Genomic DNA, 220 nt, shown 5'->3' with positions numbered 1-220 from the left:
AGGCCGGGTGTGTAAGCGCAGCGATGCGTTGAGCTAACCGGTACTAATGAACCGTGAGGCTTAACCTTACAACGCCGAAGGTGTTTTGGCGGACTGAGAGACGATTTTCAGCCTGATTACAGATTATTGTTTAATGCGACAGGCATTAGACGAACAGAATTTGCCTGGCGGCCGTAGCGCGGTGGTCCCACCTGACCCCATGCCGAACTCAGAAGTGAAA

The 220-nt window shown here is 52.3% G+C and carries 1 rRNA gene; it reads left to right on the top strand.

The window, feature by feature from the left end:
• Positions 1–163: 163 nt before the first annotated feature.
• Positions 164–220: ribosomal RNA gene (gene rrf / locus OGV83_RS21580) — 5S ribosomal RNA — on the top strand; the annotation flags it as partial.

This window comes from Citrobacter sp. CK189 (genome assembly GCF_030333505.1).
Lineage (GTDB): Bacteria > Pseudomonadota > Gammaproteobacteria > Enterobacterales > Enterobacteriaceae > Citrobacter_B > Citrobacter_B koseri.
Note: the sequence above shows the minus strand (reverse complement) of the source record. Positions and strands in the feature narration are given on the sequence as shown.